Source organism: Enterococcus massiliensis (assembly GCF_001050095.1).
Lineage (GTDB): Bacteria > Bacillota > Bacilli > Lactobacillales > Enterococcaceae > Enterococcus_C > Enterococcus_C songbeiensis.
In genome coordinates, this window is sequence record NZ_CVRN01000007.1 from 190,114 (window position 1) to 216,081 (window position 25,968).

24 protein-coding genes and 1 other annotated feature are annotated in these 25,968 nt (G+C 41.3%); of the genes, 7 read left to right on the forward strand and 17 right to left on the reverse strand.

Annotated features, from left to right (window positions below):
- Window positions 1–4: 4 nt before the first annotated feature.
- Complete coding sequence (locus BN1875_RS08190; RefSeq protein ID WP_048604365.1) at window positions 5–1,480, reverse strand: UbiD family decarboxylase; 1,476 nt, start codon at window positions 1,478–1,480, stop codon at window positions 5–7.
- A 100-nt stretch (window positions 1,481–1,580) separates the two neighbouring features.
- Window positions 1,581–2,453: a LysR family transcriptional regulator gene (locus BN1875_RS08195; protein WP_048604366.1), complete on the reverse strand. Its 873-nt coding sequence runs from the start codon at window positions 2,451–2,453 to the stop codon at window positions 1,581–1,583.
- A gap of 129 nt (window positions 2,454–2,582) precedes the next feature.
- Between BN1875_RS08195 and BN1875_RS08200 the strand changes: the two genes are divergently transcribed.
- A complete protein-coding gene (locus BN1875_RS08200; protein WP_048604367.1) occupies window positions 2,583–3,311 on the forward strand; it encodes a DUF554 domain-containing protein in 729 nt (242 codons plus the stop codon).
- 41 nt (window positions 3,312–3,352) lie between these two features.
- On the opposite strand, the gene BN1875_RS08205 is transcribed toward BN1875_RS08200, so the two are convergent.
- The 9 genes from BN1875_RS08205 to pepA form a co-directional block, all read right to left on the reverse strand.
- The gene (locus BN1875_RS08205; RefSeq protein ID WP_048604368.1) at window positions 3,353–5,011 is read right to left on the reverse strand and encodes a peptide ABC transporter substrate-binding protein; all 1,659 of its coding nucleotides are present in this window, start codon (window positions 5,009–5,011) and stop codon (window positions 3,353–3,355) included.
- Between the two features lie 3 nt (window positions 5,012–5,014).
- Window positions 5,015–5,617, reverse strand: coding sequence for an NAD(P)H-dependent oxidoreductase (locus BN1875_RS08210; protein ID WP_048604369.1), 603 nt, complete (start codon window positions 5,615–5,617; stop codon window positions 5,015–5,017).
- 115 nt (window positions 5,618–5,732) lie between these two features.
- Window positions 5,733–6,728, reverse strand: a complete 996-nt coding sequence (locus tag BN1875_RS08215; protein WP_048604370.1) for an aldo/keto reductase — start codon at window positions 6,726–6,728, stop codon at window positions 5,733–5,735.
- Between the two features lie 53 nt (window positions 6,729–6,781).
- Window positions 6,782–8,125 (reverse strand): DUF438 domain-containing protein, encoded by a 1,344-nt coding sequence (locus BN1875_RS08220; RefSeq protein ID WP_048605303.1) that lies wholly within the window; start codon window positions 8,123–8,125, stop codon window positions 6,782–6,784.
- Window positions 8,125–8,355, reverse strand: a complete 231-nt coding sequence (locus tag BN1875_RS08225) for a DUF1858 domain-containing protein (RefSeq protein ID WP_048604371.1) — start codon at window positions 8,353–8,355, stop codon at window positions 8,125–8,127. Before BN1875_RS08225 ends, BN1875_RS08220 begins: the two co-directional genes overlap by 1 nt.
- A 138-nt stretch (window positions 8,356–8,493) precedes the next feature.
- A complete protein-coding gene (yfcC, locus tag BN1875_RS08230; protein WP_048605304.1) occupies window positions 8,494–10,218 on the reverse strand; it encodes a putative basic amino acid antiporter YfcC in 1,725 nt (574 codons plus the stop codon).
- A gap of 252 nt (window positions 10,219–10,470) precedes the next feature.
- Window positions 10,471–11,406, reverse strand: coding sequence for an NADP-dependent oxidoreductase (locus BN1875_RS08235; RefSeq protein ID WP_048604372.1), 936 nt, complete (start codon window positions 11,404–11,406; stop codon window positions 10,471–10,473).
- Between the two features lie 133 nt (window positions 11,407–11,539).
- Window positions 11,540–11,788, reverse strand: coding sequence for a GlsB/YeaQ/YmgE family stress response membrane protein (locus BN1875_RS08240; protein WP_048604373.1), 249 nt, complete (start codon window positions 11,786–11,788; stop codon window positions 11,540–11,542).
- A gap of 232 nt (window positions 11,789–12,020) precedes the next feature.
- Complete coding sequence (pepA, locus tag BN1875_RS08245; protein ID WP_048604374.1) at window positions 12,021–13,097, reverse strand: glutamyl aminopeptidase; 1,077 nt, start codon at window positions 13,095–13,097, stop codon at window positions 12,021–12,023.
- 201 nt (window positions 13,098–13,298) lie between these two features.
- Here pepA and BN1875_RS08250 point away from each other — a divergent pair, with 201 nt between their 5' ends.
- Window positions 13,299–13,640: a hypothetical protein gene (locus tag BN1875_RS08250; protein WP_048604375.1), complete on the forward strand. Its 342-nt coding sequence runs from the start codon at window positions 13,299–13,301 to the stop codon at window positions 13,638–13,640.
- 148 nt (window positions 13,641–13,788) lie between these two features.
- Window positions 13,789–14,130 carry an iron-sulfur cluster biosynthesis family protein gene (locus BN1875_RS08255; protein ID WP_231586078.1) on the forward strand — a complete coding sequence of 114 codons (342 nt, stop codon included), beginning with the start codon at window positions 13,789–13,791 and terminating at the stop codon, window positions 14,128–14,130.
- Between the two features lie 67 nt (window positions 14,131–14,197).
- On the opposite strand, the gene pepV is transcribed toward BN1875_RS08255, so the two are convergent.
- Window positions 14,198–15,604 carry a dipeptidase PepV gene (gene pepV, locus BN1875_RS08260; protein WP_048604376.1) on the reverse strand — a complete coding sequence of 469 codons (1,407 nt, stop codon included), beginning with the start codon at window positions 15,602–15,604 and terminating at the stop codon, window positions 14,198–14,200.
- A gap of 185 nt (window positions 15,605–15,789) precedes the next feature.
- On the opposite strand from pepV, the gene BN1875_RS08265 reads away from it, so the two are divergent.
- Window positions 15,790–16,614, forward strand: coding sequence for an NAD(P)H-hydrate dehydratase (locus BN1875_RS08265; RefSeq protein ID WP_048604377.1), 825 nt, complete (start codon window positions 15,790–15,792; stop codon window positions 16,612–16,614).
- A gap of 60 nt (window positions 16,615–16,674) precedes the next feature.
- Here BN1875_RS08265 and BN1875_RS08270 read toward each other — a convergent pair whose 3' ends face one another.
- The 4 genes from BN1875_RS08270 to hisS all read right to left on the reverse strand — a co-directional run bounded on the left by BN1875_RS08270 (window position 16,675) and on the right by hisS (window position 22,867).
- Complete coding sequence (locus BN1875_RS08270; protein ID WP_048604378.1) at window positions 16,675–18,537, reverse strand: acyltransferase family protein; 1,863 nt, start codon at window positions 18,535–18,537, stop codon at window positions 16,675–16,677.
- 228 nt (window positions 18,538–18,765) lie between these two features.
- Window positions 18,766–19,641 (reverse strand): YitT family protein, encoded by an 876-nt coding sequence (locus tag BN1875_RS08275; protein ID WP_048604379.1) that lies wholly within the window; start codon window positions 19,639–19,641, stop codon window positions 18,766–18,768.
- 100 nt (window positions 19,642–19,741) lie between these two features.
- On the reverse strand, window positions 19,742–21,514 hold the full coding sequence (gene aspS / locus BN1875_RS08280) for an aspartate--tRNA ligase (protein WP_048604380.1): 1,773 nt from the start codon (window positions 21,512–21,514) through the stop codon (window positions 19,742–19,744).
- 54 nt (window positions 21,515–21,568) lie between these two features.
- On the reverse strand, window positions 21,569–22,867 hold the full coding sequence (gene hisS / locus BN1875_RS08285; protein ID WP_048604381.1) for a histidine--tRNA ligase: 1,299 nt from the start codon (window positions 22,865–22,867) through the stop codon (window positions 21,569–21,571).
- 109 nt (window positions 22,868–22,976) lie between these two features.
- Window positions 22,977–23,187 (reverse strand) — a binding site (T-box leader).
- A 160-nt stretch (window positions 23,188–23,347) separates the two neighbouring features.
- Here hisS and BN1875_RS08290 point away from each other — a divergent pair.
- Both BN1875_RS08290 and BN1875_RS13730 read left to right on the forward strand, forming a co-directional pair.
- Window positions 23,348–23,773, forward strand: a complete 426-nt coding sequence (locus tag BN1875_RS08290) for an acyl-CoA thioesterase (RefSeq protein WP_048604382.1) — start codon at window positions 23,348–23,350, stop codon at window positions 23,771–23,773.
- 127 nt (window positions 23,774–23,900) lie between these two features.
- Window positions 23,901–24,071 (forward strand): hypothetical protein, encoded by a 171-nt coding sequence (locus BN1875_RS13730; protein WP_171000770.1) that lies wholly within the window; start codon window positions 23,901–23,903, stop codon window positions 24,069–24,071.
- Between the two features lie 91 nt (window positions 24,072–24,162).
- Here BN1875_RS13730 and BN1875_RS08295 read toward each other — a convergent pair whose 3' ends face one another.
- Window positions 24,163–24,762, reverse strand: a complete 600-nt coding sequence (locus BN1875_RS08295; protein WP_048604383.1) for a TetR/AcrR family transcriptional regulator — start codon at window positions 24,760–24,762, stop codon at window positions 24,163–24,165.
- A 321-nt stretch (window positions 24,763–25,083) separates the two neighbouring features.
- Between BN1875_RS08295 and BN1875_RS08300 the strand changes: the two genes are divergently transcribed.
- Window positions 25,084–25,965, forward strand: a complete 882-nt coding sequence (locus BN1875_RS08300) for an ABC transporter ATP-binding protein (protein WP_048604384.1) — start codon at window positions 25,084–25,086, stop codon at window positions 25,963–25,965.
- The last annotated feature ends 3 nt before the right edge of the window (window positions 25,966–25,968 follow it).

Here is a 25,968-nt window from a genome sequence, read left to right on the forward strand (position 1 = left end):
AGTCTTAGTCCAGATATTTTTTCCAGTCAGCAACTTCTTTGAATTGCGCCCGGATAAAATGATCTTTCATATCAAAAGGAACGGTTCCATCAAGAATTGTTTTGGAACTCATCCCCCGTACCCGAATCGACTTTGGATCGTATTCCGGCAACTCAGAAGGATCAAGAGGGTGATTCCGCATCCCAGGCAAAACAAGAATGTCCTGATCTCCTTGGAAACGGGTATTTAAAGTCCACATCACATCATTCATATCAAAAATATCCACGTCTTCATCTACCAAAATGACGGTTTTCAATTCTTTAAAGGCCGAGAGAGCCAAAATTGCGGCTTGTCGTTGAATTCCTTCATCGGCAGGATTTTCTTTGCGAATTTGCAAAATACTCATTAATTTCCCGCCACCTGCAGGAGGGTTGTACACATTGACAACTTTTCCGGGAATTGCTTTATCCACCAATTCTAAAATGCTCGCCTCCGTTGGGATACCAGCCATTGACACATGTTCTTCGCTTGGACCGATGGTTGTTTGCATGATTGGTTGATCCTTGCGGTGGGTCACTGCTTTAACCTTGACGACATTAACAGCAGGATTGGCATCTCCGTTGTAACCAGGAAATTCCGGCATCGCTTTACCAGTATGGGTGTTGATATCTTCTTGCATTCGTTGATTTGGCATGATTTCGGCTTCAATAATAAATTCTGCCCGCGCGATGCCCACTTCATCCACCGCAACCCCATCAACCAATTGCACAGGTTCCTGCCGCAGGGCACCGGCAACCCATAATTCATTGTAGCCTAAAGGCGTGGTAGGCGGTTCAAAGGTTGCACCAATTGTGATGGCAGGATCAAGTCCGATATTGATCGTGATCGGCATTGGTTTATTTAATTTTTCAAATTGCTCTTGAAAATGTCCGATATGTCGACCACCGGGCATGATATACATACCAATTGTATCTTTGTCTTCCAAAACCATTCGATGAATTGTTACATCACTCATGGTTTTTTCCGGATCAGAGCCAAAAACGACACCCATCGTAATGTATGGTCCGGCATCATATTCCGTATTGGTTGGTGCTGGTAAAATTTTGCGAATATCAAATGCCGGATCAGAAGCTAGATGAACGACTTCTTGTGCGGGTGCGTCTGCTTTGGCGACCTTAACTGGCTTCACAGGATTTTCTACTGAATCTTTCAATAAACGTCCTAAGGTTTTATAATCGTGATGAAAAATTTCCCCTACACGTTTGCGGCTGGCCATGATACCGATCAGCACCCGTTTGTCAGGAAATCCCTTTATCTTATTGAACATCATCGTTGGTCCTTCTTGTGTTGGACGTTTGACGGTTCCTCCCGCACCGATATAGCGGTAAACACCGGATAATTCTGCCTCCGGATCAATTTCGATTGCTGTCTCATGGTATTGTCCCGGCAGTTCTTTTAGTTCAGCGAGAACTTTTCTTAAATCATAAGGTTCTTGTGTCATGATGATTTCCCCTTTCCTTAACTCATCATCATTGTAAAAGTTCCCGCTGTCGCAAACAATTCAACTTCCGGAAGAATACATTCCGAAATGGAATATTAATTTACTGTTCTTGTAAATAGGACCAAAACAGATTGGAGGCTTTGGAGTGTTCTCCTTTTTTTCGCACAAAGCAAAGCGAACTAATTTGGTTCGGGGTCACCGGAATTGCCACTAATTCTTCGTTAAGAAGATTGAGAACCGTTTTTTCCATCGCTAAGGTAATACCTAGTTCACTGGCAACCATTGTTAAAATCAAGTCGATTCGGGTACCTTCATATGTGATAGTGGGATTGATTTCCGCTTGCCTACACATTTCCATTACCGGAAGATACAGATTGGTTTCTTTTCCCAAAAGCAAAAAATTTTCCTGTGCCAACGCAACGAGAGGTAGTTCCTTTTCCTTTGCCAGAGGGTGTCGTTTTGGTAAAACAGCGACAAATCGATCCTGTTCTGTAATCAACCACTCCCACATGTCTGCTTTTTCTCCAAAGATTCGGGCAAAAACAATGTTGTTCTTTCCTTCCAACGGTGCAGGAAAAAGCTCAAAACTCTCCGCTTCGGTCAATTGGATTTTGATTTCCGGATGCTTCTTCAAGAAATCCGTGATTTTCGCAAAGCCGCGATAGCTTGGCATCGTCGGAATGGTAAACACATGCAGCGCCAGATTGGTTTCTGCTTCATAATCTGCCAAAGTCTCCTGTAATTTTTCAGATTGCTCCACGATAGATTGAGCAAAAGGCAACGCAAGTTTAGCCGCTTCGGTCAATTGGATTTTTCGATGCTCTCGTTGAAATAATTCTACGCCTAATTCTTTTTCTAAATTCAAAATTTGTTTAGAAATATTGCCTTGGGTAGTAAAAAGATGTTCTGCCGTCTCGGTGTAGCTCAAGGTTTTCGTCAAATCAATGAAGGCTTGCAGTTTATTGATGTCCATTATTTCGCTTCCGTTCTATTCCATTTGAGAATACTTTAGCACGAATTTTAAATTGGCGAAACCATCTTTGATTGGTAAAATGAACCCGCAAGTAAGCAGTTATTCATTTATAAGGGAGGAAGCAATTACATGCCAACTGGTGTTATTATCAACGCCCTGTCTGTTGTCTTTGGCGGATTAGCGGGCGGATTTTTAGGAAACAAATTGTCGGAGAAATTTAAAACGGAGATCACGATGATTTTCGGTGTTTGTTCGATGGGAATGGGAATTTTTGCCATTGCACCGATGAAATATATGCCGGCGGTTATCTTTGCTTTAGTCATTGGTACTGGAATCGGGTTAGCGATTCATTTGGGGGAATACATCAACAAAGGGGCCATGCTGATGCAAAAGCCCATTAGTAAACTCTTTCCAAATGAAAATTTAACGATGTCTCACGAAGAATTCATCAATACGCTTGTGACCGTAATCGTTCTTTTTTGTGCTAGCGGAACCGGTATTTATGGAAGTTTGGACGCAGGAATGACTGGCGACAGTACGATTTTGATTTCCAAATCGATTTTAGATTTCTTCACTGCTGCGATTTTTGCCTGTAATTTGGGCTATGTAGTTTCAGTCATTGCGATTCCACAATTTTTAATTTTCTATGTTCTTTTTTTAGCGGCAAAATTCGTCTTCCCACTGACAACGCCGGATATGATTTTCGACTTCAAAGCTTGTGGCGGATTCTTGATGTTGGCAACTGGTTTTCGAATGGTCAAACTAAAAATGTTCCCCATTGCCGATATGATTCCAGCCATGATTTTGATCATGCCTTTAAGCTGGATTTGGGTCAATTGGCTGATGCCTTTACTCTAGGATAAAGAAAACCCGATACTGAAATCAGTATCGGTTTTTTTCTATTTCAACATAATTTTTCCGTAGAAATTTGGCGGTCCAAACAAGTGATGGATCATTCCTGTGATATTGTCCCGCAATAAAGCTGTGTTAGCAGATTGATAGATTGGAATTACTGCTGCATCCTCCAACAAGGTATGCTCTGCTTTGATCAACGTTTGCCAACGGGTTTCCAATTGATTGGATTCTGTCTGGGCTTGCGCCAATAATTTATCATAGGTTTCATTGCTATAAACAGAAGGATTATTGAAGGCTTCTGTTTGATAGGTATTCAGATACGTGGTAGGATCTTGAAAATCCGGACCTTGGCGTGTCAGCATCAAATCAAAATCATGGGATTGTTTTTTATCCAACAGATTTTTTTCCGGAACCAAAGAAATTTCGACAGTTAAGCCCGGCAGGTTTTCCTGTAGGGTGTACTGCAAGTATTCCGTGATTGCTTTGTTCTCATCCTGATCTGAAGCAGACAGTTGAAGGGTAGCTGTTTTTTCTCCCAACTCTTTTAAGCCCTTTTGCCACAAGGTTTTGGCTTTTTCAACATCAAAACTTTGAATATCGCCGCTTTCTTTACGGAAATCTTCGTTACTTTCTGGATTTTTCACGAATTCACTTGGAATTAAGCCATAAATAGCTCGGGAATCATTATCCAGCAGTGTATTGGCAATGTGTTCCCGATCAATGGCAAGGCCAATAGCTTGGCGAATCGATTTGTTGGCAAAGATCGTTGCTTTATCCTCTTTCTTTTGATTCAATTCCAGTGTATGGACCCAAGAATCAAGCTGAGTCGTGTAGTTTTTATCCTTTTTGTATTGTTTGGCATACTCACCGGAAAGGACTGCCCGATCCAGTTGTCCATCTTTGAACAGATTGACAGCTAAATTCGTATCTTTAACAACTTGGATATTGACTGCCTTGACATTGCTTTGTTCTTTGTTCCAATAGTGATCATTTTTTTCATAAACCCATTTTTGATTGCCGTGTTTCCATTCAGCTAAACGATAAGGTCCATTATAAATTAGATGGTCGCTATCCAAAGCATAGTTTTCTCCTTGTTTTTCCACATATTTTTGGTTTTGTGGAAACAAGGTTGGAAAAGTCATCACTGAGGTAAAATAAGCCACCGGATGTTCCAAGGTAACCACCAAGGTATAATCATCTTTTGCTTCAACACCAAGGGTTTCCGGTTCAGCTTTTCCTTCTAAAATTTTGGAGGTGTTTTTAATATCTGCCAATAAAAATGAACTTGGTGAGCCAAAAGAAGGCGTGACTACCCGGCGCCAAGCATAGACAAAGTCGTGAGCTGTTACCGGATCACCGTTTGACCAAGTAGCATTTTTTCGAAGGGAAACGGTATACGTTAAGCCATCTTCACTAATTTCCGGCAATTTTTCCGCAACACCGGGAATAATATTGTCTTCGTCATCTAAATTATAGAGTCCTTCGATAACCTGTGTGATAGCAATAAAACTGCCCCCATCCAGCGCATTGCCAGAATCCATGGAAGAAATCTCATTGATCTCCATCATATTGATGATTTTTTCTTGATTGTCGCTATCTGCTTGGACGTTCTCTTTTTTCGTATCCGCTCCCGCGGCACAAGCAGTCAAACCAATCAACAGTCCTAAAATTACCCCAATTCCCGCAAACTTTTTCCAATTCATTTTTTACAGCTCCTCAATTCTTCGTTGGGCATCTGCCAAATATTCGGCTAATTCTTCCCGCGTTTTATAAGGAACTCGACCATAAAATACGTGATCGATCACTTCGGTTCCATTGCTGTTGAACATCCATTCTGAAGTGACCGTCTTCATTGCACGATCGATTGGTGAATCGCTGCCGTCTTCGTTTTGTGGTTGACCTGTTGGGGTAAAGAACAATGCCCGTTTTCCAGCAAAGCGTTTTTTCGGTTCGTCTGATTCAAAACTGTAGGCAAATCCGTGTTGGAAAACCCGATCTACATAGCCCTTCATGATTGCCGGCATGCCATTCCACCAGCTTGGGAAAACGTAAATTAACAAATCGCTCTCTTCAATAAATTTTTGTTCCACTTGAACATCTTCAGGAAACGTCTCATTGTCTCTGACAAATTTTCCATTCTCGATATGGATCGCGTCTGGTCCAGATAAAACCGGATTAAAATTCATTTGGTACAGGTCTCGAACGTTGACTTCATACCCTTTCTTCTTCAATGCTTCTTCAAGGGTTGCTACCAAAGCATGTGAAAAACTTTCTTTTTTTGGATGTGCAAATACGATTAGTGCTTTCATTTTCATCCTCCTATAAATAATTATTTCCTAGCACATTATACCTCATTTTGTTTCTATTTTCACAAAGATTTTCATGCTCACGAAAAAAGCGGCGAAAAAAATCCGCCGCTTTTTGTTACTTCATTTCTTTTAACAGTTGATCAATGGTTGCTAATTCATCTGGAGTAAACGCCAAATGATCCAACGCTTTGACATTGTCTTGTAACTGACTCAACCGGGAAGCACCCACCAGTACACTGGTCACTGTTTTTTGCTGCAAATTCCACGCAAGAGCCATTTCCGCTAAGGTTTGTCCCCGATTTTCAGCTACTGCATTTAACTTGCGAACGACGGAAAGGGTTCCTTCGACTTTATCTTCTGTCAAAAATGGACTGTCAGAACGATGGGCACGGGAATCTTCAGGAATTCCATGCAGATAACGATCCGTCAGTAGACCTTGTGCTAACGGACTGAAGACGATAGCACCTAGCTGTTCTTCTTCTAAAACGGTAGTCAATCCATCTTCAATCCATCGATCAAACATATTGTAGCGGGGTTGATGAATGATAAACGGTGTGCCCAATCCCTTTAACAAGCCTGCCATTTTTTTCGTTTGTTCCGCCGAATAATTTGAAACACCAACGTACAATGCTTTACCTTGACGAACCAATAGATCCAATGCATGGGCCGTTTCCTCCATTGGTGTGTCAGGATCTGGACGGTGATGGTAAAAAATATCCACATAATCCAATCCCAACCGTTGCAAACTTTGGTCACAGCTAGCGGTCAAATATTTTTTTGATCCCCATTCACCATAAGGTCCTTCCCACATGTAATATCCCGCTTTTGAAGAAATAATCATTTCGTCCCGATAACTTTTTAACTCCTGCCGGAATATCTTACCAAAATTTTCCTCGGCTGAGCCGGCTGGCGGACCGTAATTATTGGCAAGATCGAAGTGGGTGATTCCCATATCAAACGCCCCTAATATCGTTTCCCGCTGTTTTGCCAACGGATCAGTATCACCAAAATTGTGCCATAACCCTAAAGAAATCGCTGGCAATTTCAAACCAGAATTGCCTACACGATTGTAAACCATTTTTTTATACCGTTGTGGATTTGCTAAATACATTTCTTATGCAACCCCTTTCTTACTGTTAACGATACGATTTATTGTCTCGTCTGTCAATCGTTGGAGGGTTGTTTTTCTTCATCCAGCAAACGGCTCTGACCTTCTAATTTTTGGATTTCTGTCACGTCTTGGGTCACTTCTAAACAACCCAAATATTCTTTGGCTTCATTATACAAAGCAAAATAACGAATATAGATTTTTTTACCCCGCATGTCGATCCAAAAATCTGCATGATCTCGAGCGCCTGAACGAAAATCATCTAAGATTCGTTGAACGATGTGCATGCTTTTTGGAGGATGACAATTGACGACTTCTCGACCAATAACCGACGTGGTTCGAGGAAAGACCCGACTTTTTCCTTCTGAATAAAAACGAACCCGATCTTCTTGATCGACAAATGTTAAATCCACTGGCAAAACTTGAAACATTGCGATCATTTGTTCTAACTGCAAGACACCCGTTGGTAAAACGACCGTATCTGCCGAGGTCTGGTCTTCCCAGTCATAGTGGGTTTCCAACGGTTCTGCTTGCCCGTCGGCAGCTAAACCGGCAGCAATTCCGTCTGTAGTTTCTTTTGCCTGCTTGATAGCTAATTGCCGTGCCGGTTCTCTTTCTGCTTCTTTTTCCAGTGCTTCTTGACTGGCTTTCCAAGGCAATGGTTCTGGAATAAAGGCAAACCCGATATCAAAACTATCAGCGGCAATTTTTTCCCAATCCTTCATACTAAATACATCTAAAGTCATCGGGATCATAATTTCTTCTTCTTTAAAAATCATTTCTTCAATTTCATTTTTTACGGCAGCCCATTTTTCTGACAAAGGATTGAAGGCGGTTTTTTCCGATTGCAACATTTGGATCAAGTTTTTAATCATGTCACGGATATCATCATCCACACCCCACATTACTTTTGGCGGCGCGCTGATGCCGTATTTTTCCATGTAAGAAAAGATCAGGGTTTCTTTGCGTGCATAATGCTTGTCGATTTGTAAGAGATCCGTCAATGCCAAAAGCAGACGATCTTTTTGTGACCAATCTCCTTTTTTGATTTTTGCTAACACGCCATCGACTTCATCTGTCAGCAAGGACTGTAAGACTTGATTTTCTAATTTTAGCGTATGGACGGGATGCCCGGGTTGTTCATGGTCATAGTTGGAGCGATGAATCTCATTGATCGATCCTTTAAAAACGGCTGCATGGATGTTGCACAAGCGTTGGATTTCGCTGGGATTCAAGCCCCCTTGAATCAAGGCTTTTTCTGCGGCAGTGATTTCTGTCACGTCCACGCCATCAAATTCCTCGTTAAATAATCGTTTGGCTTCTTCAAAAGAGCCACCTTCATGCAAAAGGGAAAGAATTTCTACGATCCGCTCCTGCCGTTTTTTTGCTGTTGGTTCCATCATTTTGCTCCCTCCACAGTAAATCCCTGTGCTTCAAAAGCTGCCACGACAGTTTCAAGAGGAATTTTTTTCATTTGTGCACCTTTAGGAATCGTCACATAACGTCCAGCCGTCTGTAACATTCCCGGTTTGGTGATGGCTTCGAAGCCGATGCTATACATAATATCTTTGATTTCAGGAAATTCTGAAACTAAGTCAAATAACGAACGGGAAAAATCGATTGTTTTCATGTACATCTTCCTTTCAAGAAAAGTGAGAAAGTTTCTCAACTAGGGGTATTATAGTACGAAATGAGCAAGATTTCACTAAGTTTTCGCCACAAAAAAGACAGCTTCGCCAAACTCAGCGAAAACTGTCTCATTAGTCATTTATTGTAAACCAATCGCAATAGCAATCATGATGAAGATGGTTCCTAAAACAAAGAAGAATCCTTGCATTTTGATTTGGAATTTCGCCCATTTCACCCATTCAATCCGTGCCACACCTAGCACACCAATCAAACTTGCAGAAACTGGCGTGAAGGCATCCACAAAACCAGCACCTAATTGATACGCCAAAACGGCAATTTGTCGTGGTACATTGATCAAGTCTGCTAAAGGTGCCATAATCGGCATAGTCAAAGCTGCTTGTCCCGAATTTGAGGTAACGACTAAATTGAATAAACTTTGGAAAATGTACATTACCCAAGCACCGATCATCGCCGGTACACCGGTTAATAAGCCGCCGATGCTATGCAAAATCGTATTCAATGCCGAAGCAACATTGGCATCGGAACCGCCTAAAACTAACAGAATTCCTTTTGCCATCCCTACGACAATTGCCGTACCCGCCAAATCGGCAGCACCATTTTGGAAACTTTTGGCAATGTCATTCCAGCCCATATCTAGTTTGAATAAAACCGCAGTGATTCCGGAAACTAAGCCCATAACAAAGAATTGAGAGGCAATTTCTGGAATGTAGTAGCCTTTTTGCGTTACGCCCCAAATAATCCAGACAAGAACTGCTAACATTTCCAATAAAATCAGCTTATGTCCCCATAAGAATGGTTTGTTTTCATTCGCTGTTTTTTCAATGTGGCTACGGAAATATTCATCTGATTCGTAAACTTCTGAACGCAGTGGATTTTTCCGAATTCGTTCAGCATAAATCATCAGATAGCCCGCTGACAACGCAGTAACTACCACCCACATAATCAAACGGAAGGTTGCTCCAGATAGCACTGGAATACCTGCGATTCCTTGTGCTACTGCAACACTGAAGGGGCTCATCCAAGAAGTCGCGTTCCCTACCTGAGAAGCGACATACGTTACGGTAACCGCAACGATGGAATCATAGCCCAATGCTATGACGAAAGGCACCATCACCATCGAGAAAGGAATAACTTCTTCTGCCATCCCAAAAGTTGCTCCCCCTAGTGAAAAGGCAAAAAACAACAGCGGAATTGCAAATTTTTCCATTCCGCGGGTCTTTGAGATAAAAGCGTAAATTCCTGCATCGATGGCTCCTGTTCGCATAATAATCCCAAAAGCACCGCCGACCACTAAAATCAGTGCGGCAATACCGACAGCCGAGCCGTACTTGTCACCGGAAACCAAGCCTTCAAATACAAAGTTCAAAAAGCCAAAGCCGCCAAAATCATCGGTCCCCCACAATTTTGCGGTTTTGTGAAGTTTTTCCGATTTATCATAAATTTTATCCCCATACAAATCATACAAGGCATCATCGGTCAGAGCGATACCATCCAATTTTTCTTGACTTAAACTTTTTTCTCCTTCGTCGAGAACCGTCTGTACATCTGCTTCGGATATTTCCAATTTTTCTAATTCTTGTGGATCTTGTGCCAAGTCTTCTAATTTGTCAAAAACAAATTCTTTGTCTAAAGGATAGTCATACCGAAACGTTGACTGCTGCAAAACTGTTCGAGAAGCTGTTTCGCCATTCGCATCTTTGTATTGAACTTCAGTAGTACTAAATTTCCCAGCAGGAACAACAAATGTCAACAACCACGCCGCAACAACAACGATAAAAATAATGACATAGGTGTGAGGTGTTTTCATTTTAGTTAAATCACGTTTTTTCTGTTTCACTTCCATCATATTAGTCCTTTCTTTTAACAATGCTTATATTATAATCGACTGATAAAAAAACAACATGATAAATTCATTAGTTTTTATCCGCTTTTATCATGATTTCTTGCATATTTCTCGCAACAAATCGGAAAGAAATCGCTTTCCAGTCATCTTTTCAAAAAAAGACAGCAGTCACTGGATCGACTGCTGTCTTTGGTTTCAATTGGATGATTTCCTCAAGGGATTGGCTTTTGATTGTATGAGTCAATCTTCTCCTTATTCATTCACCAAAACAATTTTTCCTTTTGCATGGTGTGTCTCACTTAATTGGTGGGCTTGTTTCACACCCGTTGCTGTTAATGGGAATGTCTGTCCGACAATGCTGCGGATTTTTCCTTGTTCCAATAGATCAGCAAGAAGTTGCAGTTGTACGCCGTCTGGTTTTAACCAAATACTTTTGGCAGTGATTTGCTTTTCATCTTCTTGCGGTGGAATACCAACGATTGAAATCAAACGGCCATGAGGTTTCAAAACATGAAAACTTTTGGCTTGAATCTCGCCGCCCATCGTATCGATCACAAGGTCGATTCCTTGAAGAACTTCAGAAAAATCTTCCTGACGATAATCGATCACTTGATCTGCACCTAGTTCTTTTAAAAAAGTACGATTCTGCTCACTGGCTGTTGTAATAACCCGTGCCCCAGCTTGTTTTGCCAATTGGATGGCAAAGAGACCAACACCACCAGCCCCGGCATGGATCAACACTGTTTCTCCTGCTTGCAGCTGACCATGGGTAAATAAAGCTTGATACGCTGTCAATCCTGCTAAGGGTACTGCCGCCGCTTCGGCAAAAGAAGTGTTTTCTGGTTTTTTCGCCAATAGCTCAGCATCAACGATTGTATAGTCTGCATAGGTACCAAAACGTGTCGTGTCAGGACGAGCAAAAACTGCCTCGCCGACTTCCCACTTAGTTACCTTATCCCCAATTGCCACAATTTCGCCGGCAACATCCCAACCTAAAATAATAGGGAATTGCCAAGGAAACATTTTTGCTAGATATCCTTCCCGTAATTTCCAATCGATAGGATTCACTCCTGAGGCTTTAACTTTTAGTAGAACTTGATTCTCTTTGATTTCCGGCAAAGAAACGTGTTCCTCTACCAGTTGTTCTTCGTTTCCATAATGATTGATTACAATTGCTCGTGTCTTCATCTTCATTCCTCCATTTACTGATTTCACAAGTATACCTGCAAAACAAAAATTTTTACATTATTTTGGATTACTTTTCGACTACAAAAAAAGCCTGAAGCACTTTGCTCCAGACTTTCAGGTTGGCTGTGAAAAATCAGCTTTTTGAACGTCCCAAAATAAAGGAAACGACAGCAACTACGATCACCGCGCCAATAATTGACGGAACAATCGCCATTCCTGCAACTTGCGGACCCCAAGTTCCTAACAATGCCTGTCCGACAGCCGATCCAACTAGACCTGCGACAATATTTGCAATCCAGCCCATTGATCCGCCTTTATTTGTAATAGCACCAGCGATTAATCCAATAATAGCGCCGACAATCAATACCCATAACCAATGCATAATCTTTTCCTCCTTTATTGTTTCTTTCTTACATCTATTATGTTACCTTTGTTCTCTAATTACCGCAAAAATTATGCTTATATCTTCAATTATTTTCATTATAAAGAATAAAAAGCATTCACTTTTCTTGTTTATTTTCGAATCAAAATCCGGTGTAATACAAGGTAATTTCCTTTAAATTTAAAAAAACTGCAACTCCTCAACAAAATCATGAGAAATCACAGTTTTTATTTTAACCTTGAATAATCGTATCGATTGTGGATTGATCCAAGCCTTTCAATGTTTGGATCAGCATTTCCCGTGCGGCGTCAAAATCAGCGATACTAAACATCGTTTGATGGGTATGGATGTAACGTCCCACTACACCAATAACCGTACTTGGAATCCCTTCATTTGAAAGATGAGCAGCCCCAGCATCTGTACCGCCTTTTGAAACAAAATATTGATATGGGATATGGTTGCTTTCAGCTGTATCTAATAAATATTCTCTCAAACGTGGCAGCATAATCAAGCCTGGATCATAAATACGCATCAACGTGCCATCTCCCAGATGCCCGAATGTGCCGTTTTTCGTAACCGTGTCATCTGCCGCAGAACAATCAACGGCAAAAAATAAATCCGGTTTGAATTTTGTAGTTGCCACTTTTGACCCTCGCAAACCGACTTCTTCTTGCACATTTGCCCCAGCAATCAGGGTGTGCCCAAGTTTTTCCTTTTGCAACGCTTCTAGTGCTTCCAACACCACCGTACAGCCATAGCGATTATCCCAAGCTTTTGAAATGATATTTTTGCCGTTCGCTGTTTTGATTGTTTCAACTTGAGGGACGATCGTATCTCCCGGTTTGACACCGAAACTTTCGGCTTCTTCTTTTGATTCAAATCCGGCATCAAATAAAACATCCGTTACTTCCAATGCTTTTTGTCCGGCTGTTCCCCGCAATAAATGTGGTGGAATTGATGCAGAGATACAAGGATAATTTTTCCCGCCAGCTGTCTTTAACGTAAATCGTTGCGCAGAAACAACATACGGATTCCAACCACCTAGAGGAACGACTTTAAACAACCCACGTTCGGTGATTTGTGTCAGCATAAACCCGACTTCGTCCATGTGTGCCGCTACCATCACCCGTCTTGCATCGGCTTCTTCGTGATGACGAATCCCAAAGATCCCTCCCAAGCCGTCTTGTTGTACCTCATCTACTAATGGAGTGATTTTTTCTCGCATATAGGTGCGGACCTCTTGTTCAAATCCACTGGTTCCTTGGAGTTCAGTCAATTCTTTGATCCGTTGAAATGTTTTTTCTTCCATCAAATGCTCACCTGAAATTCAGGTAATTCCTCCCTTGCTTCTTTTTCTTCATCCTTCTGAAAAACACCTTTCATTATAGCGCAAAATCAGAAAAACAAGTGCCTCTCCTCTAAACATTTTTTATTTTTATGGTAAAATACTAGTGAACCCTTCAAATAACAAAACAAACTATCGCAGTTTTCGACATAAGGAGGAACACCTATGGACAATGACAATCAATTTAATTATTTTAAAGGCGGCCTAGCATTAGGGATGAGTATGGGTCTAGTAGGTGGCGTCGCCTCTGCCTTATGGTTCAAAAACAAGCAGCTTCTTTCACCGGATGATGTTTTGACCACCGTGAAACGAGCATTTTTAAAAGAAGGACCCATTGAAGGCTCATGGATTAATTTTGAAAAACAACCTTTGCGCAAATTTGCCGTTCACTCTCAAGGCTACACAGGAGGAATCACCCGCTTAGAAGATGGGCAATTGATTACCTACGAATTTTTAGCTGATGCCCAAACCGGAACGGTATTGGATATCCAACGTTTAAAAGATTAACCTGACTATTGATAAAACCGCTGTGGACAAAAACTCCCGGTGGTTTTTTTCTGTCAGGCAAAGTATTTCACAAAAAACCAGTCACCAACTATACTCAAATCACGGCTGCCCCTTTCACTACCGACAGTCGAAAAAGGAGGAATCTTTCTTGAAATTAACCATTACTCCAACCGCACAAGCTTTTTTGGAAACAAAACAGGAAGAAAAAAAGAGTATTTTACTCACTTTAAACGATGGCTCCAATCAATTTTCATCAGCTGCCGGCTGTTGTATGATTGGTGATCGTTTTCAACTTGTATTGGTTGATGCACCAGTGTCCCCATTTACCCAACAACTAGATAACGACCGCTTTTCAGTCTTCACTTCTGACTATGAAACAGTCTTTCTTGGAGAAAATCCCATCCTTGATTTTAATCAAACACTTCATACCTTGATTTTAAAAAATGATGGTGGTCTTCTAGACAGCAATGTATTCTTAACGGCAAGCTGAAAATTTTTTATTAACTAGATAGAGATAAAAAAAACTTTCCCAAATTAATTGGGAAAGTTTTTTTCAATTATTTTGCTAATCTGTAAATAGCATCTGCATAAATCACGGTTGCCCGCAATAAATCATCTAGTTCCATAAATTCGTTGGCTTGGTGCATTGTATCGGTATATCCAGGGAACATGGCACCATAAGCAACGCCTCGTTCTAATAAACGGCCATAGGTTCCGCCACCGATAATTTGTTCAAAGCCTTTTTCACCGGTATGTTCTTCATAAACAGCCAGCAAAGTTGCTACCAATGGATCATCTTGTGGTACATAGTGAGGGGGCATGTTGCGATCTCCTTGAGAAACAACCGCTCCTTTAGCCGTAGCTGTCACACCTGCAACTAATTTTTCTGCCGTCATACCTTTTGGATAACGGAAATTCAAGGTCGTCACGTTATCGTCATTTCCTTCAACAAAGCTGATTAAACCAGCGTTCATCGTTAGTTTACCCATTTTTTCATCTTCGTAAGCAACGCCTAATTTTTCTCCATAAAAGTCTTCATGAGCGACTGTTCCTAAAACATGTACAAAGTCTTTGGCTTGTCCACCAAAAGCAAAGCCATCTAAAAAGGCTGCCAAGAAGGTTCCCGCATTGATTCCAATTTCAGGATGCGCACCGTGTGCCCCTTTGCCGACTAACTCAATGGATACTTCTGCGTCTTCCGTCGTAATCGTTCCAGAAACTGGATTTTCTTTCAAATAAGCTAGATAAGCAGTTTCCATTTCTAATGCTGCTTCCGTTGAAGAAGCTGTAAGTTTTGCTGTTGCTGTTCCAGGAACCATATTTTCTCGTAGTCCGGAAGTAAAAGAATGCAGTGTAAATTCTCCCGCATTTTCTCCTTTGAAATGTAGTTTAAGGGTTACGTTTCCTTTTTCCCCGTTGATGATTGGAAATTCTGCATCAGGTGAAAAACCAAAATCGGGTTTTTCTTCATGTTGGAAGTAATAGTTCATATCTCCCCAACCGGATTCTTCATCACTACCCACAACAAAACGAACTTTTTTAGATAAAGGCAGATTCAATTCTTTGATGATTTTTAACGCATAATAAGCTGCCATGCTTGGTCCTTTGTCATCAGAAGAACCGCGTGCAAAGATTTTGCCATCTTTTAACACTGGTTCATAAGGATCTGTTTCCCAACCGTCTCCAGCGGGAACGACATCCATGTGTCCGAAGATTCCCAACGTTTCAGCACCTTCGCCAAATTCAATATGTCCCGCATAATTGTCCACATTTTTTACCGTAAAGCCGTCACGTTCCCCATAAGACAGCATGTGCAGCAACGCATCCCGTGGTCCAGGACCAAAAGGCGCATCCACTGTTTTTTTCGCGTCATCACGTTCACTATTGATGCGCAATAAATCGAAAAGATCCTTTAATAAGTCGTCTTTTCTTGCATCGACTTCTTTTTGCCAATCGATTGTCATATCCATTCCTCCTTGTTCATCTACCTCTTCAAAAAGCGAAGACGGTACTGGCATTCAAAAAATGCCTTCGTGTTCCATGATACCATTTCTATTTAAGAATTGAAAAAGAATCGTGCCAATTTTCGAAATATTTCCCGTTTGTTGGATCTTCGGTATAATGAAGGAAACGAAGGGAGCACGTGAAAATGATCGAATTAACAGAAGAACAAGTGACGAAAGTGATTCGTCCCCGCCGATTGGAAAGTCACAAAGGTGATTATGGGCGTGTTGTCCTGATTGGAGGAAACTCGCAATACGGTGGTGCAATCATCATGTCCGCAGAAGCCTGTGTCCATGCTGGTGCCGGACTAACAACCGTCGTGACAGCTACCAAAAACCATTCCTCGCTGCACTGCCGTTTGCCGGAAGTAATGGTGGTCGATTGGCAGGAAGAGGTCACTGAATTGCTTGAAACAGCTGATGTTGTCGTCATTGGTCCTGGTTTAGGTCTGTCTGATTTCAGTAAAAGACTCTTGCAGGTCGTCCTCCAAAAACAGAATGAACAATGGCTGATTATCGACGGTTCAGGAATTACCTTGTTTGCGGCCGATCCACTGCCCTTAAATAATCCTGCCCGAATCGTTTTTACGCCCCATCAAATGGAATGGCAACGTCTCAGCGGTTTAGAGATTGCCCAACAAACCCCAGAAAAAAATCAGGCAGCCCAACAAAAACTAGGTGCCACCATCGTGTTGAAAAGTCACCGCACAGAAATTTATACAGCGGACCAGATTTATACAAATCCTCTCGGTAATCCGGCGATGGCTACCGGCGGTATGGGGGATACTTTAGCGGGAATGATTGCCGGTTTCTTAGCTCAATTTCCGTCAGATGAACAAACGATTGGCGCTGCGGTATATCTTCACAGCTTGATTGGCGACAGCTTGGCAGAGAAAAATTATGTAGTACTCCCTACTGAAATCAGTCGCCAGTTGCCTCTTTGGATGCGAAAATTTGCCAATAAAAAATGAGCCCTTCCATAAACCGCCCTGCAACGTTAAGTGGGGGCGGTTCAAAAAGGACTCCTTTTTTTATTTTAAAATTGTTTGTGAAACCAGTTTGCAGTATTCAATCATACCGTCCGCATCGGGATGGACCCGGTCATTATAGAACCAGTCTTCCTGCTCATTGCTCAGTCCATACCAGTCCAAAAGTGTAATATTTTTGTATTTCTTCGCCATTTTTTCCAGCATCGTATTGACTTCATTTTGCCAACGTTGTGTCGGAACTCGAACATTGATCCAATAGACATTGCGGTCACGAATTTCTTTCATGAAGGCATCAAATTGTGCTTCAGTGAAAGAACCGTTCGTGCCTAAACCAATCAAGACATTTTCCTTTAGCAAATCATCTTCTCGCAACTGCTTCACTAACTCGGCACTCTCGTAAAGCTGTCGTCCGACATCCGCATCAACAATAATCTTTGGAAAAATCTCTTTTAGATCGGTAGTAGCATCCAGCATAACCGAATCACCAAAAGCCGTTAAGTCCATCGATTGTGCTTTTTTAACTTGTGCTTGTGTCAATCCATACTTTTGCGTCAGTGCTTTTTGTTCTTCTGTCAGATTTTGATTTTCTTCCGAAGAAGCAGTTGTGCTGGTCTGTTTGGATTTTTCAGCCGCCTCTTTATTTGCTGCGATTTTTTCTTGCAGTTGTTTTTGATCTGCGTCCACATAATTTGTTGGCGCAATCACTAACCCCACAATGGCAACCACTAAAACGGCAATTCCCGGCACTAACCAAGGTTTTTGCCAACTGATGAATGGTTTTTTGAACCAGCCTTTGACAACTTGCCAACTCTTGCGATAGTCAAAGCGGCGCAATGGATTTTCAATAAAGCGGTAGCTTAACTCACTGATTCCAAAAATCAAAGCTAATTCAATCAAGGTGTGCAACCAAACATTTTCGGCAATACTGTTGATTTTTGCTTCATAAAAAATCATCACTGGAAACTGATACAGATAGATGCCGTAGCTGCGTTTGCCAATATAGCTGAAAACCGGATTGGTCAACCATTTGTTCAAACTGGCACCAGGATGTGCGACCACTGCCACTAAAAGCACACACAACAAACTAATCAAAAACATCCCGCCATAATACACAAAAGTATAGTGGGCATCTAAAAAGAAGAAGGCTGCCACTAAAAGGAGAAATGAAACAATCCCCACTGAATTGAGCAAGTGTTTGGCTTGTCGGGGAATTTCTTCCTTCAAATGTGTGCTGGGCCAGATAAATGCCAGCGCAGAACCCAACCAGATGGAAAACATTCGCGTATCCGTACCATAATAAACCCGTGTAGGATCCGCTCCTGGTACAAATTTAACGGCCATCCAAATTGCGGAAACGCAAGATAAAGCAAACACCGTATAAAAAATGTAGCGTCGTTTTTTTACCAGCAGCATCAGCAGGACAAAGAGCAAAGGCCAAACAAGATAGTTTTGTCCCTCCACTGCCAGTGACCAGATATGGGTAAAGGGTGACTCATTAGCAAAGCGGTCAAAATAGGACATCCCGTGCTGAATTTGCCACCAATTATTGAAGTACAGCAAACTGCTGGAAAAAATTCCTTTTAAATTATTCAATAAATTCCGTTGAAACAGTGTAATATATGCCGTTGCTGTGACCATCAAAAAGACCAGCCCCGGGTAGAGCCGCTTCATTCGACGAACATAAAACTGCCACATAGCAATTTTACCGTTTTGATCCCATTCTTGCCTGAGTAAGTCTGTAATCAAATAACCTGATACCGCAAAAAATACGGGTACTCCTAAATAACCTCCCCGCATTCTTGTTGGTAATAAATGATAAAAAATGACGCCGATCACAGCAAGGGTACGGATTCCATCAAATCCTGTGATGTAGCGGCTTTTTTTTAGTCGTTTTTTTTGCTGCATCCTACATTCCAACTTTTCCTTTTTTTAGTCTTGATACCTCTGTTTACGGCTAAAATCAGCTATTTTTGATTCCCCGTTTTCCCCAATAGGTATGCTTTTTCATCATGCCATATTCCTATGAAAAATAGCACATTTCTTTAAAGAATTTCAAACACTTTCGTAAAAACTTAAACATTTGTTCGATTTTGGCGAAGGGTGAAGTTGTGTGACCTACAGAAAAAATTTCCCCTATAATTCTTCTTCGTAAAAACGACCCAAAATCTGTACATTTTCAGCGATACTGACGAAAGCCTTTGGATCAGCTTCCTTCATGGCATTACGCAGCATCGGCAGTTCAAAACGGGTAACGACCGTCAGCAACACCGTTTGTTTGTCGTGATGATAGGCGCCTTCTGCTTCATTGATAATCGTGATTCCCCGCCGCATCCGATGCTGAATCGTATGAATCACGCGATCCGGATAACGGGTGATGATCGTTACTTGCATTTTTTTCTGTTTGGTAAAAACAGCGTCTGTTACCTTGCCACTGACAAAAATAGCCAACGCGCTGTATAAGGCATACTGCCAACCAAATAAAATTCCGGCAGCCAACATGATAAACAAATTAAAAAAAATCGAGATGGAGCCAACTGTGCCGCCCGTTTTTTTGCGGATGGCGATACTGATAAAGTCCAGACCTCCTGAAGACAGACCACTCTTTAAGGCATAACCGATGCCCGCTCCCATGATTGCCCCGCCGAAAATTGCGCAAATAATCGGATCATCCGACAATACCTCTTCCGGCATAATCTGCATGAAAATCGATGTTAAAACAACCGTGATGCCGGTAAAAATTGTAAATTTATGACCAATTTTAAACCAGCCCAAGAAAAACAACGGGATATTCAAAAACAACAAAGTGACAGACACGGGAATATAAATCCCAATCAAATCTTTCGACAATGTCGTCAAAATCTGCGCTACTCCAGTGATTCCACTGGAATAAATATTTCCCGGCTGATAAAAAAAATTCACTGAGATCGACGCTAAAATAGCATACACGATCGAATAGGAAAATTTTGTTGCATAATCGGGATGGGGTAAAAATTTAAATAGCTTATTCATGGAAAACGGGCCCTCGTTTCAAACATTCTCCTTTTATTATACGAAAATTTTCTGCAAAAAGAAGAGGACAACTAATAAAAGTCGTCCTTTTCATAAAAACTTATTCTTCTTCGATTGACGTAACATCGATATTTAGCTCAAATAATTGTAAAGGTGCTACAGTACTTGGTGCAGAAGACATTGGATCAACTGCTTTTCCGTTTTTAGGAAAGGCAATCACTTCTCGAATATTTTCTTCACCGGCTAACAGCATTACAAAACGGTCAAGTCCCAAAGCGATTCCGCCATGAGGAGGGAAGCCGTAATCCAACGCTTCCAATAAGAAACCAAATTGTTCTTCCATCGCTTCTTTGGTAAAGCCCAGTGTTTCAAACATTTTTTCTTGAATAGCCCGGGTGTGGATCCGCAATGAGCCGCCGCCAAGTTCATATCCGTTTAACACGATATCGTAAGCTTCTGCATACACTTTAGCCGGATCGGTACTCAATAACGGAATGTCGCTTTCTTTTGGCATCGTAAATGGATGGTGAGCAGAAACGTAGCGTTTTGCTTCGTCGTCGTATTCAAATTGAGGCCAATCAGTTACCCATAAGAAATTGAATTTTGTCGTGTCAATCAAGCCTAATTCTTTCCCCATTCGGGTACGGATTGCGCCTAATGTTGCAGAAACGATACCAAAACTATCCGCACCAAACATCAGCAAGTCGCCGACTTCGGCATCGGTTGCTTGGATGATGGCTTCTTGTTTTTCCGTTAAGAATTTTGCAATTGGGCCTTTCAAGCCGTCTTCTTCAACCTTCAACCAAGCCAATCCTTTAGCACCAAATTGGCTGGCATATTGTCCTAATTGATCCATATCTTTACGAGAATAACGGGAAGCTGCACCTTTTGCATTCAACGCTTTAACAACGCCGCCATGTTCCAAGGCCATTTGGAAAACTTTGAAATCAACCTCTTTCACTACGTCGCTTAAATCAATTAATTCCATTCCAAAACGGGTGTCCGGTTTGTCACTGCCGTAACGTCCCATTGCTTCATCATAAGTCATCCGAGGGAAAGGTAAGGTAACGGAGATTCCTTTTACGTCCTTCATCACTTTGGCGATCAGGCCTTCCGTATACTCTTGAATTTCTTCTGTTGTTAAAAAGGTCGTTTCAATATCCACTTGGGTAAATTCCGGTTGTCGGTCTCCCCGCAAATCTTCATCACGGAAGCAACGAACGATTTGATAATAACGATCAAAGCCGGCATTCATCAATAATTGTTTGAAAATCTGTGGCGATTGTGGCAACGCATAAAAATGCCCGGCATGGACACGAGAAGGAACCAAATAGTCCCGCGCGCCTTCTGGTGTTGATTTTGCCAAATAAGGCGTTTCAATATCCAAAAAGTCGTTTTCATCTAAATAGTGACGGATGGCTTGCGTTGTTTTATTCCGCAAAATCAAATTTTGCGTCATTTTTGGTCGGCGTAAATCCAAATAACGATATTTCATCCGAATTTCATCATTGACCTTTTGATCGTCTTCAATCATGAATGGCGGTGTTTTTGCCTTGTTCAAAATTGTGATTTGAGAAACCATTACTTCAAAACGACCTGTTACCATCTTAGGATTGATTGCTTCTGGTGACCGGTGCATGACTTCACCGGTCACTTCAATCACGTATTCACTCCGACATTTGTCTGCAATTTCCCATGAATCTTTTGATTTTTCCGGATTGAAAACAACTTGAACGATGCCTTCACGGTCTCGCAAATCAATAAAAATCACGCCGCCTAAATCCCGTCTTTTTTGAACCCAACCTTTTAATGTAACTGTCTGACCTACTTGTTCTTCTGAGACCAGACCGCAATATACTGTACGTTTTGCCATTTCATTTGCTCCTTTTTGGTGGTAAATTTCCGATAGTGTCAGTGACTCTGACGACTATTTTTCTTCAAGTAAACTCATTTCATCATAAACATCATCAAAATTTTGATAAATATCAACTAACGGGAAGGTTTCTTCTTTTCGGCTAGCCATTGATTTAACATTGATAACGCCCTTTGCCAATTCATCTTCACCTAAAGTCAAGACCAATTTGGCACCAGCTTTGTCGGCTGTTTTAAATTGTGCCTTGGCTTTACGCTGCATCACGTCCCGATCAGCAGAAAAACCAAAATTACGGATGGCTTGGACAACCTTCAACGCTTCCACGTTTGTTGCTTCGCCAATGCTGACAACATAGGCATCCAACTCATTCAATGCCGGCACAACGACTTCTTCTGCCGCCAAGGTCAACAAGACCCGTTCGATTCCGATGGCAAAACCAAAGCCTGGCGTCGCAGGTCCCCCTAATTCTTCTACCAATTGATCGTAACGTCCGCCGGCACAAATCGTTGCCTGCGCCCCCATTCCCGGTGCGTCACTCATGATTTCAAAAATCGTATGGGTGTAATAATCCAATCCCCGAACCATGTTGCTGTCAATTTCATAAGGAATATTTAACGCATCCAGCATCAGTACCACTTGGTCAAAATGCTTGCGGGCGTCTTCGCTCAAATAATCCAAAATCGATGGTGCGTCCGCAACAAATTGTTTGTCCTGTCGGTCTTTGCTGTCTAAAACCCGCAATGGATTTTCCTCTAACCGACGCTGTGAATCTTCACTAAGCTCTGCTTTATGAGGCATCAAGTAATCAATCAACGCTTGTCGATAAGCTGCCCGAGTTTCTTTGTCCCCTAATGAATTGATGACTAAACGAATTTGCTGAATACCTAGTTGTTTGAAGAAATCTAAAGCCATCGCCATACTTTCCACATCCGTCGCCGGATTTTCACTACCGAATGCTTCGACACCGATTTGGTGAAATTGACGTAAACGCCCTTTTTGCGGACGTTCATAGCGAAACATTGGGCCGATGTAAAAAGTTTTAAACGGCTTTGCAAATTCTGGACCATATAATTTATTTTCCACGAAAGAACGGACGATGGGCGCTGTACCTTCTGGGCGCAGGGTCACATGACGTTCTCCTTTATCAAAAAAGTCATACATTTCCTTTGATACGATATCGGTCGTGTCGCCAACACTGCGGGCGATCACTTCATAATGTTCAAAAATCGGTGTCCGAATTTCATTATACTGGTAATCATGAAACAACAAACGGGCTGTTTCTTCTACAAATTGCCATTTTTCTGATTCTCCCGGCAAGATATCATTGGTTCCTTTTGGACGTTGATAACTCATTTTTCTTCCTCCTATAATTGTCTTATGCCAAAGACGCACCTGCGAACAGTGTCTTCGTAAAAAACGTGTCGGCAAATTTTTTCAATAAAAAAATCGCCCCTGTTCATTGAACAAGGGCGAATGACTGTCATACGCGGTACCACCTAAATTTGAAAACAGCAAGCTGTCTTCCTCTAAGCAAATAACGTTTGCACACGGAACGGCTTTTCTCCCGTTCATCTCCAGAGCGTCCTTCTGTTGCAACCCTTAAACTAGTTTCAGCCACGCTAGTTCTCTCTTGAAAGCTGCCTGCAACGTACTTTCTCTTTCAGCGATTTTCATATTACCATTAACCTACTAAATTATACTAGAAATGTCAAGATGTTTCATGGAAATTTTCAAAACAAGGTTTTTCTTTTTGCCAACTTGCTTTAAACTAAATGAAAGACAATTACAAACTGCAGCTGAGCTTTGCTTGTCCTGCTTAAGGAGAAATCACCTATGAATCTATATCCCGGTTATGTCCGTACCCCTCATTATTACGAAACTGATCAGATGGGAATCATTCACCATTCCAATTACATTCGCTGGTTTGAAGAAGCCCGCGTAGCATTGTTGGACTATTTACACCTGCCCTATCAACAATTGGAAGCCGCTGGAATCATCGTTCCCGTTTTAGCGGTCAGTTGTCAGTACAAGCAGATGATTCGCTACGAGGATTCAATTCGCATTGCAATTTTTGTCGAAAACTATACCGGTACTCGATTGGATTTTCGTTACGAGATTTACAATACTAAAGAACAACTTCTGACCACCGGTGCCAGTGAACACTGTTTTTTGAATCGGGAAACTGGTCGTCTAATTCAATTAAAGAAAACCCAACCGGAAATGCACCAAATTTTTGCGACATATGCAAAATTGCACTGATTTTTTTCTGAAAGTTTCAAAAAACCTTAAAAAAAGCGCATATCATAGAAATAACAGGCAGACATCTTGCATATTTTCAACCGCTTTCCTATAATATGAAGTAATCTAAAGAAAAGGGGGAACCTGGATGTATGCAGTCAAAGTCTTTCACGGCTATATCGCAAAAGACGGTCATCGTACGCGGGACAAGTCGCCAGAAAAGCTGATGATTTTTTCTGACAAAAGACAATCAGAGCTGTTTGCACAACGCATCGGCGGTCGTGTCAAACAAATCGAACTCAGGGAAAAGCAATGCTGACGGGCTGGTGGTTGTTCTCAGAAACGATTCGTAACAATTAAAGGCGAAAACACTCTCTAAGAAAAATCGAGAATGTTTTCGCCTTTTTGTTTTACCCTTCGTCCGGTGCAATACCCTTTAAAATCATTTCTGTCCATTCCTGCGTATAAGGCATGATTTTTGCATAAATCCGCGGATTAGAAATTCCCTCCACCAAAGCTTCAAAATACAGCAACAGAAATTCATCTGAATATTTCAAGGCAACTTTGCCTTCTTTTCGTCCCCGATGAAAAAGATCCAACATGATCGTAAAACTTTCCTTACTATATTCTTCCATCAAGGTGGAGAGATCATCATCTTTTTTTTGAGTGACATGGTCCATCAAATCGATATAAAATCGTTTATTCACCTTCTCAAAAAAATGAATCTTATTTTTACTCATAGCAATAATCGTTTCTTCAAAAGGTCGGTTTTCCTTCATGATCTGCCGGGCAGTATCTCCCATCCGATTCAAAAAATCCTTGAATACTTCGCTGATCAAGTTTTCCTTATTACCAAAATACTTAAAAATCGTCGCCTTGCTGACTCCAGATTGTTTGACGATTTCTTCAACCGTCACATTTTCGATTCCTGTGTTTGAATTCATCAGCTCAAAGGTCGCATGTAACACTTGTTGCTTCTTTTCTTCCGTTCGTTTTTCAAAGCCATTCATTTGAATGCCAACTTTCTATTTAATGGATATAAAATAAAGGTTTTAAACATTAATTTCGTCCATAAGTTTTCTATTCCTATTATATATAGTAAGTTATAAACTATCAAGTGGAAAATAGTTTTATTTTTATAGTATTTCCGTTGACTATCCGATGAAAAAGGAATATTATATACCTTGTAAATGAACTTTAGTTTAAAACAACGGAAAATAAGCAAGAAAATAAACTATCTATCGCAATAATTTTTCTTTTTGTTTATCTTTCTCTTGGGACAAACCGGAAAGCACGTTATAAATTTGGAAATAAAAAGGAGTTATAGGGTTATGGCAGAAATTGTGAAAGTACAAGGTTTGCAAAAGAAATTTGGAAAGTTCCAAGCACTATATAATGTTTCTTTTACAGTCGGTGCGGGCGAAGTGGTTGGGTTTATCGGACCAAATGGTGCAGGAAAATCAACAACTATCCGGACGTTACTAGGCATTATCAATCGTGACGGCGGAGCGGCAGAAATCTTTGGCAAAGATGTTTGGAAGGATAGTTTGGATATTCATAAACGAATCTCTTATGTTCCCGGAGATGTCGCTCTTTGGGGAAATCTGACCGGTGGCGAAATCATTGATTTGTTCATTAAACTTCATGGCGGCGGGGACAAAGCCAAACGAGATCACCTGATCAAACGTTTTGAATTAGATCCTAAGAAAAAAGCCAAGGGATATTCAAAAGGAAATCGTCAAAAAGTCGGCTTGATTGCCGCATTGTCCGTTGATTCTGATTTGTATATCTTTGATGAACCAACTTCCGGACTTGATCCTCTAATGGAAGCAGTCTTCCAAGATGAAGTGGAAAAAATTAAAAACGCCGGCAAAGCGATTCTGCTTTCCTCTCATATTTTAAGTGAAGTAGAACGTCTGGCTGACAAAGTCGTAATTATCCGCCAAGGAAAAGTGGTGGAAACAGGTACACTGGACGAATTGCGCCACTTGACCCGTTCTACTGTTACTTTAACAGCAGACGGCGATGTGTCTTCTTTAGCTTCTCTGCAAGGTGTCCACGATTTTGTACAAAAAGAGCACCAGGCTAAATTCTCAGTAGATAATCAATATATCAATGACATTTTGCTGGCTGCGGCTAAATTAGGCGTGAAAAAATTTGAATCAGTGCCGCCAACGCTTGAAGATTTATTCATGCGTCATTATGAAGGCTAAGTG

Bases quoted from the DNA above. Each gene is read 5' to 3' on its own strand.
- BN1875_RS08190 (WP_048604365.1), bottom strand. From the start codon at position 1,480: ATGACACAAGAACCTTATGATTTAAGAAAAGTTCTCGCTGAACTAAAA.
- BN1875_RS08195 (WP_048604366.1), bottom strand. From the start codon at position 2,453: ATGGACATCAATAAACTGCAAGCCTTCATTGATTTGACGAAAACCTTG.
- BN1875_RS08200 (WP_048604367.1), top strand. From the start codon at position 2,583: ATGCCAACTGGTGTTATTATCAACGCCCTGTCTGTTGTCTTTGGCGGA.
- BN1875_RS08205 (WP_048604368.1), bottom strand. From the start codon at position 5,011: ATGAATTGGAAAAAGTTTGCGGGAATTGGGGTAATTTTAGGACTGTTG.
- BN1875_RS08210 (WP_048604369.1), bottom strand. From the start codon at position 5,617: ATGAAAGCACTAATCGTATTTGCACATCCAAAAAAAGAAAGTTTTTCA.
- BN1875_RS08215 (WP_048604370.1), bottom strand. From the start codon at position 6,728: ATGTATTTAGCAAATCCACAACGGTATAAAAAAATGGTTTACAATCGT.
- BN1875_RS08220 (WP_048605303.1), bottom strand. From the start codon at position 8,125: ATGGAACCAACAGCAAAAAAACGGCAGGAGCGGATCGTAGAAATTCTT.
- BN1875_RS08225 (WP_048604371.1), bottom strand. From the start codon at position 8,355: ATGAAAACAATCGATTTTTCCCGTTCGTTATTTGACTTAGTTTCAGAA.
- yfcC (WP_048605304.1), bottom strand. From the start codon at position 10,218: ATGGAAGTGAAACAGAAAAAACGTGATTTAACTAAAATGAAAACACCT.
- BN1875_RS08235 (WP_048604372.1), bottom strand. From the start codon at position 11,406: ATGAAGACACGAGCAATTGTAATCAATCATTATGGAAACGAAGAACAA.
- BN1875_RS08240 (WP_048604373.1), bottom strand. From the start codon at position 11,788: ATGCATTGGTTATGGGTATTGATTGTCGGCGCTATTATTGGATTAATC.
- pepA (WP_048604374.1), bottom strand. From the start codon at position 13,097: ATGGAAGAAAAAACATTTCAACGGATCAAAGAATTGACTGAACTCCAA.
- BN1875_RS08250 (WP_048604375.1), top strand. From the start codon at position 13,299: ATGGACAATGACAATCAATTTAATTATTTTAAAGGCGGCCTAGCATTA.
- pepV (WP_048604376.1), bottom strand. From the start codon at position 15,604: ATGACAATCGATTGGCAAAAAGAAGTCGATGCAAGAAAAGACGACTTA.
- BN1875_RS08265 (WP_048604377.1), top strand. From the start codon at position 15,790: ATGATCGAATTAACAGAAGAACAAGTGACGAAAGTGATTCGTCCCCGC.
- BN1875_RS08270 (WP_048604378.1), bottom strand. From the start codon at position 18,537: ATGCAGCAAAAAAAACGACTAAAAAAAAGCCGCTACATCACAGGATTT.
- BN1875_RS08275 (WP_048604379.1), bottom strand. From the start codon at position 19,641: ATGAATAAGCTATTTAAATTTTTACCCCATCCCGATTATGCAACAAAA.
- aspS (WP_048604380.1), bottom strand. From the start codon at position 21,514: ATGGCAAAACGTACAGTATATTGCGGTCTGGTCTCAGAAGAACAAGTA.
- hisS (WP_048604381.1), bottom strand. From the start codon at position 22,867: ATGAGTTATCAACGTCCAAAAGGAACCAATGATATCTTGCCGGGAGAA.
- BN1875_RS08290 (WP_048604382.1), top strand. From the start codon at position 23,348: ATGAATCTATATCCCGGTTATGTCCGTACCCCTCATTATTACGAAACT.
- BN1875_RS13730 (WP_171000770.1), top strand. From the start codon at position 23,901: ATGTATGCAGTCAAAGTCTTTCACGGCTATATCGCAAAAGACGGTCAT.
- BN1875_RS08295 (WP_048604383.1), bottom strand. From the start codon at position 24,762: ATGAATGGCTTTGAAAAACGAACGGAAGAAAAGAAGCAACAAGTGTTA.
- BN1875_RS08300 (WP_048604384.1), top strand. From the start codon at position 25,084: ATGGCAGAAATTGTGAAAGTACAAGGTTTGCAAAAGAAATTTGGAAAG.